Origin of the sequence: uncultured Cetobacterium sp. (assembly GCF_947038635.1) — a bacterium.
Lineage (GTDB): Bacteria > Fusobacteriota > Fusobacteriia > Fusobacteriales > Fusobacteriaceae > Cetobacterium_A.
On the sequence record NZ_CAMQXC010000112.1, the window covers coordinates 1 to 7,416 of the forward strand.

The 7,416-nt window shown below is 28.6% G+C and carries 8 protein-coding genes; all 8 read left to right on the forward strand.

The genetic code is table 11. From position 1 onward, the window contains the following. On the forward strand, positions 1-1,015 hold a 1,015-nt coding region (locus Q0V08_RS09550), incomplete at its 5' end, for a Smr/MutS family protein (protein ID WP_297434250.1). Next, complete coding sequence (gene ispD, locus Q0V08_RS09555) at positions 991-1,674, forward strand: 2-C-methyl-D-erythritol 4-phosphate cytidylyltransferase (protein WP_297434252.1); 684 nt, start codon at positions 991-993, stop codon at positions 1,672-1,674. The genes Q0V08_RS09550 and ispD, both read left to right, overlap by 25 nt. Before the next feature lie 19 nt (positions 1,675-1,693). Continuing rightward, the gene (locus tag Q0V08_RS09560; RefSeq protein WP_297434254.1) at positions 1,694-2,518 is read left to right on the forward strand and encodes a nitrilase-related carbon-nitrogen hydrolase; all 825 of its coding nucleotides are present in this window, start codon (positions 1,694-1,696) and stop codon (positions 2,516-2,518) included. 20 nt (positions 2,519-2,538) lie between these two features. Continuing rightward, the gene (locus Q0V08_RS09565; RefSeq protein WP_297434256.1) at positions 2,539-3,609 is read left to right on the forward strand and encodes a hypothetical protein; all 1,071 of its coding nucleotides are present in this window, start codon (positions 2,539-2,541) and stop codon (positions 3,607-3,609) included. Positions 3,610-3,620: 11 nt separating this feature from the next. After that, the gene (cysS, locus tag Q0V08_RS09570; protein ID WP_240219519.1) at positions 3,621-5,045 is read left to right on the forward strand and encodes a cysteine--tRNA ligase; all 1,425 of its coding nucleotides are present in this window, start codon (positions 3,621-3,623) and stop codon (positions 5,043-5,045) included. Continuing rightward, positions 5,033-5,404, forward strand: coding sequence for a ribonuclease III domain-containing protein (locus Q0V08_RS09575; protein ID WP_023051038.1), 372 nt, complete (start codon positions 5,033-5,035; stop codon positions 5,402-5,404). Before cysS ends, Q0V08_RS09575 begins: the two co-directional genes overlap by 13 nt. 25 nt (positions 5,405-5,429) lie before the next feature. Next, positions 5,430-6,452, forward strand: coding sequence for a rod shape-determining protein (locus Q0V08_RS09580; protein ID WP_297434261.1), 1,023 nt, complete (start codon positions 5,430-5,432; stop codon positions 6,450-6,452). Next, positions 6,452-7,366 carry an ATPase gene (locus Q0V08_RS09585; RefSeq protein ID WP_297434259.1) on the forward strand — a complete coding sequence of 305 codons (915 nt, stop codon included), beginning with the start codon at positions 6,452-6,454 and terminating at the stop codon, positions 7,364-7,366. Before Q0V08_RS09580 ends, Q0V08_RS09585 begins: the two co-directional genes overlap by 1 nt. Positions 7,367-7,416 lie beyond the last annotated feature (50 nt).

Below are 7,416 nucleotides of genomic sequence, written 5' to 3' on the forward strand. Positions count from 1 at the left end.
GATAACAACTCACTATAGTGAAGTTAAAGCATATGGATATAATGAGGTAGATATAGAGACTGCGTCAATGGAGTTTAATGTAGAAACTCTGTCTCCAACATATAGACTTTTAATAGGAGTTCCAGGAGAGAGTAATGCTTTAACAATAGCAAAAAGATTGGGAGTTTCTGAAGTAATTATAGAAAGAGCAAAAAGCTATATAAGTGATGAAGATAAAAAAGTAGAAAAAATGATTTCCAATATAAAAGATAAATCTTTAGAACTTGAAAGTATGCAATCAGAAGTGGAAGCTTTAAAAGCTCAAGCTCAAAAAGATAAAGATGAATATGAGGAAAAATTAAGAATATTAGAAAAAGAAAAAAATCAAATTTTAAAAGAAGCATATGAAAAAGCTGAATTAATGATGAGAGATATGCAAAATAAAGCAGCAGCTCTAGTTAATAAGATTCAAAAAGAAGATAAAACAAAAGAAGAGATGAAAGAGGTTCAAAAGAAGCTTAATATGCTTAGAACATCTTTACAAGAGGAAAAATCAGAAAATGTAGAGGTTAAACCTAAAGTAGCAAGAAAGATAGATTATAAAGTTGGAGATAGAGTATTTGTAAATAGTTTAAATCAATATGCTATTGTAAATAAAATAAACTTAAATAAAGAAACACTAAATATACAAGCAGGAATATTAAAGTTAGAAGTTTCTATGGATGATGTAAAAACAGTTGTAGAACCAAAGAAAAAAGAGTATAGACCTATAAATACTCATGCTAAAACAAGAGTTAAAAATGAAGTGGACTTAAGAGGAAAGTTAGTTGATGAAGCGATATATGAATTAGAAACTTATATGGATAGAGCTTTAATGAACGGATATACTGAGATATATGTAATTCATGGAAAAGGAACAGGAGCACTGAGAACAGGCATAATGGAATTCTTAAAAACTTCGAGATACGTTAAAGACTATAGAGCTGGTGGTCATAACGAAGGAGGAATCGGATGTACTGTGGTAACTCTAAAATAACTTTAATTATAGCAGCGGCTGGAATTGGAAAGAGAATGAACTTGGGATATCCTAAACAATTCTTAGAGATTGATGGGAAACCTTTATTCATGAAGTCATTAGAGGTTGCAGAAAAAAGTAACAATATTGATGAAATTGTTGTTACTACTGGAGAGGAATCAATAGAGTTAGTAAAAGAGTTATGTAAGACATATGGAATATCCAAAGTTAAAAATATAGTGTCAGGTGGAAAAGAAAGACAATATTCTATAGAAAATGCGTTGGAATATTGTAAGGATAATAGTATAATAGGGGTACAAGATGGTGTAAGACCATATTTAAAAGATAAATATTTTTCTCAAGCATTAAAAATGTTAGAAGAAGATTTAAAAATTGATGGTATTGTAGTGGGAGTTCTACTAAAAGATACAATAAAAAAAATTAATATCAATGGTGAAGTTATAGAAACACCTAAAAGAGAGGAGTATATAGCAGTTCATACACCTCAAATATTTAGAGGAAAGATATTAAAAGAAGCTTATAAAAAAGCACGAGAAGATAATTTCTTAGGAACAGATGATTCATCTTTAGTAGAAAGAATAGGTGGAAAAATTAAAGTTTTAATAGGAGATTATGACAATATAAAAGTTACAACTGTTGAGGATTTAAAATTTCTTTAATTTAATAAAGGAGAGGGAAATGAAAGTTTTTTTAGCTCAGATGAAGCCAATATTAGGAGATACAGAAAAAAATTTAAAAAAAATAGTTGATATAGTAGAAAAGGAAATTGAAAAAGGAACAGAAGTCGTTGTGTTCCCAGAACTATCTTTAACAGGATATTTATTAGAAGAGATGGTTTATGATGTTGCTTTAGATAAGGTGCCCAATATATTATTAGAACTATCTAAAAAAATATCAATAATAGTGGGAGCAGTTGAGCTAAGTGAAGACTTATATCACTATAATACAGCATTTTATTTAGAAGATGGTGAGATAAAACATAAGCATAGAAAAGTTTATCTACCGACTTATGGACTTTTTGATGAAGGCAGATATTTTAAAGAGGGAGAAAATATAAGAGCCTTTGATACAAAGTTTGGTAGAGTTGGAATGCTAATATGTGAAGATATTTTTCATCAAAGTAGTTCGTATATTTTAGGACAAGATGGAGCACAAACAATTTTTGTTATAGCAAATAGTCCAACAAGACTTTCAAATAAAGGATTAGAGATAAGCAACCTTTGGGAGTCTATATGTAAGACAACAGCCATTAGTAATGGATGTTTTGTTGTTATGGTAAATAGAGTGGGAGTAGAGGATGGTGTAAACTTCTGGGGTGGAAGTTTTACAATTAGTCCATCAGGAGATACGATAGAAAAAATGGAATACTTCAAAGAGGATGGAAAAAACGTTCTAGTTGAGAAAAAAGAGATAATAAAAGTTAGATTTGCATCGGGATCATGTAAAAATGAAAAAATAGATTTAGTACTAAATGAATTAAGAAGAATAAAGAAAAGTAGATAAATTTATTAAAAGGAGTACCGATGAAAAAAACTTTAAAAATAACTTTAGGATTTTTATGCGGAGTTAGTATTTTAGTAAGTGTATTTTATGCTAGTAAAGAGAATCCAAGAGTGTATTTAAGTGATAGAATAAATGTAGCATATGTAAATGAAGATGTTAATCATAAAAATTTTGAAAATGTTATAAATCTTTTAAATAAGGCAGATTTTAATATTGATGATAAGGTAAAAAGAGGATTAAGTTATGTAAAAGGACTATATGTAGTTTCGGATAGTAGTTTTATATCAGATAAAAAAGCATGTGTAGGAATTGTAGATTTTGGATATATATATCCATTTATAACATTAAAAGTTGAAACTTATTTTAATAAAAGTAATGATTTTTATGTATTAAAAGATGAGTATAGTAGAAAGTATTTAAATGGTGAAAAAGTATATCTGAAAATAGAAAAAGGTAATTTTTTAATAGGAAAAAGAGAAAAAGATATTGAAAGAATATTAAAAAATGAAAAATATTTTAATCAAAATCTTTTAAAAATACTAGATAGAGAAAAAGGAAAAAATCTAGGAATGTTGATATTAAATCTTGGGAAAAATCCTCTAGGAGGATTTGATGAACTTGTATTAACAGGAGAAGTAAATAAAAAAGAGCAAGTTACACTAACAGCAAATATAGGTGGAAAAAATGATATTATAAAAAGTTTTAATGGTATAGCTCAAGATGGATTATCAGGAGAAAGAACTATAGAAAAAAATAAACTTTATTTAAGAAGCACAAGAGATGCTGAGTTAAGATCGTTTTTATTCTTCTTAAATTATTTCTTTAGAAATAGTTTTATTGAAGGAGTATCTTCAAGTGTTTATATAAATAATCCAAAAGATGATAGTAAAATATCAACTTTAAGTAGTGATAAATTGATAGACGTAAACATTGATAAGAAACAATTTATATCAGGATACATAGATTTAAAGATTAAAAATAAAGTTATAGGAAGTGCAGAGTTAAAAGGAATAGCAGAAGAGAATAGGCTACGAATAAGCACAATTTTAAATGAAGAAACAGCACTTAATCTATTAAAAACAGCTAAATAGGAGGGCATAAAATGATAAAAATATATAATACACTTAAAGGCGAATTAGAAATATTTAAACCTCTAAAAGAGGGCGAGGTTTCAATGTATGTTTGTGGACCTACTGTTTATAATTATATTCATATTGGAAACGCTAGACCAGCTATATTCTTTGACACAGTAAGAAGATATTTTGAATTTAGAGGTTATAAAGTAAAATATGTTCAAAACTTTACAGATGTTGATGATAAGATGATAAGAAAAGCTAATGAAGAGGGAGTAACTCTTCAAGATATAGCTAAAAAATATATAGATGCATATTTTGAGGATACGGCAAAAGTTAATTTAAAAGAAGAAGGCATGATAAGACCTAAAGCAACAGAGCATATAGGTGAAATGATAAAAATCATAAAAACATTAATTGAAAAAGGATATGCTTATGAATCTCAAGGTGACGTATATTTTGATGTAAATAGTTATAAGCAAGAATACGGAGAATTATCAGGACAAAGTATAGATGATTTAAAAAGTGGTGCAAGAATAGATGTATCAGAGATAAAGAAAGATCCACTAGACTTTGCTTTATGGAAAAAAGCTAAGGAGGGAGAACCTTTCTGGAATTCACCTTGGGGAAAAGGAAGACCTGGGTGGCATATAGAATGTTCTGCAATGTCAAATAAATATTTAGGACCTACATTTGATATTCATGGAGGGGGACAAGATTTAATATTCCCACATCATGAAAATGAAATTGCACAATCAAAATGTGGAACAGGTGGAGAGTTTGCAAGATACTGGATTCACAATGGTTATATAAATGTTAAAGGAGAGAAGATGTCTAAATCTTTAGGAAACTTCTTCCTTTTAAGAGAGGTATTAGAACAATTTGAAGGAAGAGTGGTGAGATTCTTTATTTTAAGTTCTCACTATAGAAAGCCTATCGATTTCTCTGATAATGAATTAGTTCAAAGCAAAGCGGGATTAGAAAGAATAGAAAATGCTGTATCTAGAGGAAAAGAGATTTTAACATCAAAGCCTATTGAAAATGGATCAGATTTGACAGAATTAAAAGAAACTTTAGAGATATCAAAGGATAAATTTATAAGATGTATGGATGAAGATTTTAATACTGCTGGTGGAATAGGAGCTATATTTGAACTTGTGAAAGAGTTAAATAAAGCAGGAGAAATTGATAAAATTTCTAAAGTTGGATTTGAAGTATTAGAAGATACAATTGAATATATAAGAGTTGTTATGGAAGAGGTATTTGGAGTTTTATTAAAAGTAGAGGTTCAAGTAGGAGATATGACAACAGAATTAATTGAGTTTTTACTTGAACTAAGAAGAGAAGCAAGAGATAATAAAGACTGGGCATTTTCAGATAAAGTAAGAGATAGACTTTTAGAGATGGGAATTAAAATAAAGGATGGAAAGGAAAAAACAACATGGTCAATTTAGATGTGCGTGAAGCAAATGGATTAGTTTTAGCATATTTAGGTGATTCTGTGTGGGAACTTTCTATAAGAACATATTTTATAAATAAAGGATATAATATAAAAAATTTAAACAGACTTGTAAAAGAGCATGTAAATGCTCAAGCTCAAAGTAAGTATTTAAAAAATATAATTGATGAATTAGATGAAGATAAATTAACATTAGTAAATAGATCTAAAAATAGTAATATAAAAACTTTTCCTAAATCGTGTAGTGTTATGGAATATAAAGAGGCAACTGCTTTTGAAGCTCTAATTGGTGCGCTTTATGTTGAGGGAAAAATAGAAGAGATAAATAAAATAGTAGAAAAAAACTTAGGTTAAGGAGTGATAGTAAGTGGGATTCAAATTGAAACTACCTGGATTTAGTAGAAGTATTGGAATTGATTTAGGGACAGCAAATACATTAGTATATAGTAAAAAACATGGGAAAATAATATTAAATGAACCATCTGTTGTAGCAGTGGAAAGAGAAAGTAGAAAAGTTTTAGCTGTTGGAAATGAAGCTAAAGATATGCTAGGAAAAACACCAGATTCGATAGTTGCAGTAAAACCTCTAAGTGAGGGAGTAATAGCTGATTATGATATAACAGAAGCTATGATAAAGTATTTTATAAAAAAGGTATTTGGAAAATACTCGCTATTTATGCCTGAAGTTATGATTTGTGTTCCAATTGATGTAACTGGAGTAGAGAAAAGAGCTGTATTAGAGGCAACTCTTTCAGCTGGAGCTAAAAAGGCTTATTTAATAGAAGAGGCAAGAGCAGCTGCACTAGGATCAGGAATTGATATATCAGCACCAGAAGGAAATATGATAGTTGATATTGGTGGAGGTTCGACAGACGTTGCAGTAATATCACTAGGTGGAACAGTTGTAAGTAAAACTATAAGAACAGCTGGAAATAATTTTGATATGGATATAATAAAGTATATTAAAAAAACACATACTTTATTAATAGGAGATAAAACAGCTGAAAGTATAAAAATGCAAATAGGTACAGCTATTCCTTTAGCAGAAGAGGAAACAATGACAATAAAAGGAAGAGATTTAATAACTGGATTACCTAAATCTGTTACTGTTGGATCAGAAGAGATTAGAGAAGCTATTATGGACTCACTAATGGAAATTGTAACTTGTGTAAAAGATGTTTTAGAAAAAACTCCACCAGAATTAGCAGCAGATATAATAGATAGAGGAATAGTTATGGCAGGAGGAGGTTCTTTAATTAGAAACTTCCCAGAATTAATTTCAAAACATACTTCACTAAATGTAAGATTAGCTGATTCACCTCTTGAGAGTGTGGTTAAAGGAGCTGGAATGGCTCTTGATCAGATTTCTATTTTAAGAAAGATTGAAAAGGCTGAGAGATAATGTTTAAAGATTTAAATTCCAATGTAAAAGCTATTGATTTTTTAAAAAAAGAACTTAATTTTAAAAGAGAAGCGGGAACATATCTTTTTTATGGAATTGATAGAGATCTTTTGAAAAAGTTTGCAAAGGCTTTTGCTAAAAGTTTAAACTGTGTTAATTATACAGATGATTTTTGTGGAGTTTGTGAAAGTTGCATAAGAATAGAGAGTGAAACTCATGGAGATTTAGAAATTTTAGACGATATAACAGGTATTAAAATTGAGAAAATTAGAGAGTTAGCTTACAGAGATTCAACAACATCTTACGAAGGAAAGAAAAAAGTTTATATAATAAGGGATGTTGAAAAGTTAAGAAAAGAATCAGCAAATGCGTTGTTAAAATTAATAGAAGAACCTAATAGTGGAAGTTTTTTTATATTAACTTCTATGGGATTAAATATTCTTCCAACAATAAAATCTAGATCGATTTTATTAAATATTCTTCAAGAGAGTGCAGAAGAGATTGGGGTAACTCAAGAGGAATATAGATTTTTTTTAGGAAAATCAAATGAGATAGAAGATTATAAAAATAGTGAAATAGATTTAAATGAGGGTAGTTCTTTTGAAAGAATTGGACATAATATAAAAAATTGGACAGATACAAAAGAGTTTCAGTATAAAGTAGAAGTATATAAATCTATAAGAGATTTTATAAATACAAAGGATTATTTAACACTGAATGATAAGTTGTACTTTGTGGATGAAATTCTTTTGAATACTTCAGATAGAGAGTTGATAAAAGAAATCATAAATTATACAATTTCTCTTATAGGAAATAGAAGTAAAAATTTAGAAAAACTGTTAGAATTAAAAAATATAGGGAGAAGCTCTATAAACTTAAAAAATTTACTAGTAACTTTTTATACAAATGTTTAGGAGAGTGATTACAAAATCACTCTCTTTCATTTATATTATTTATATGTACG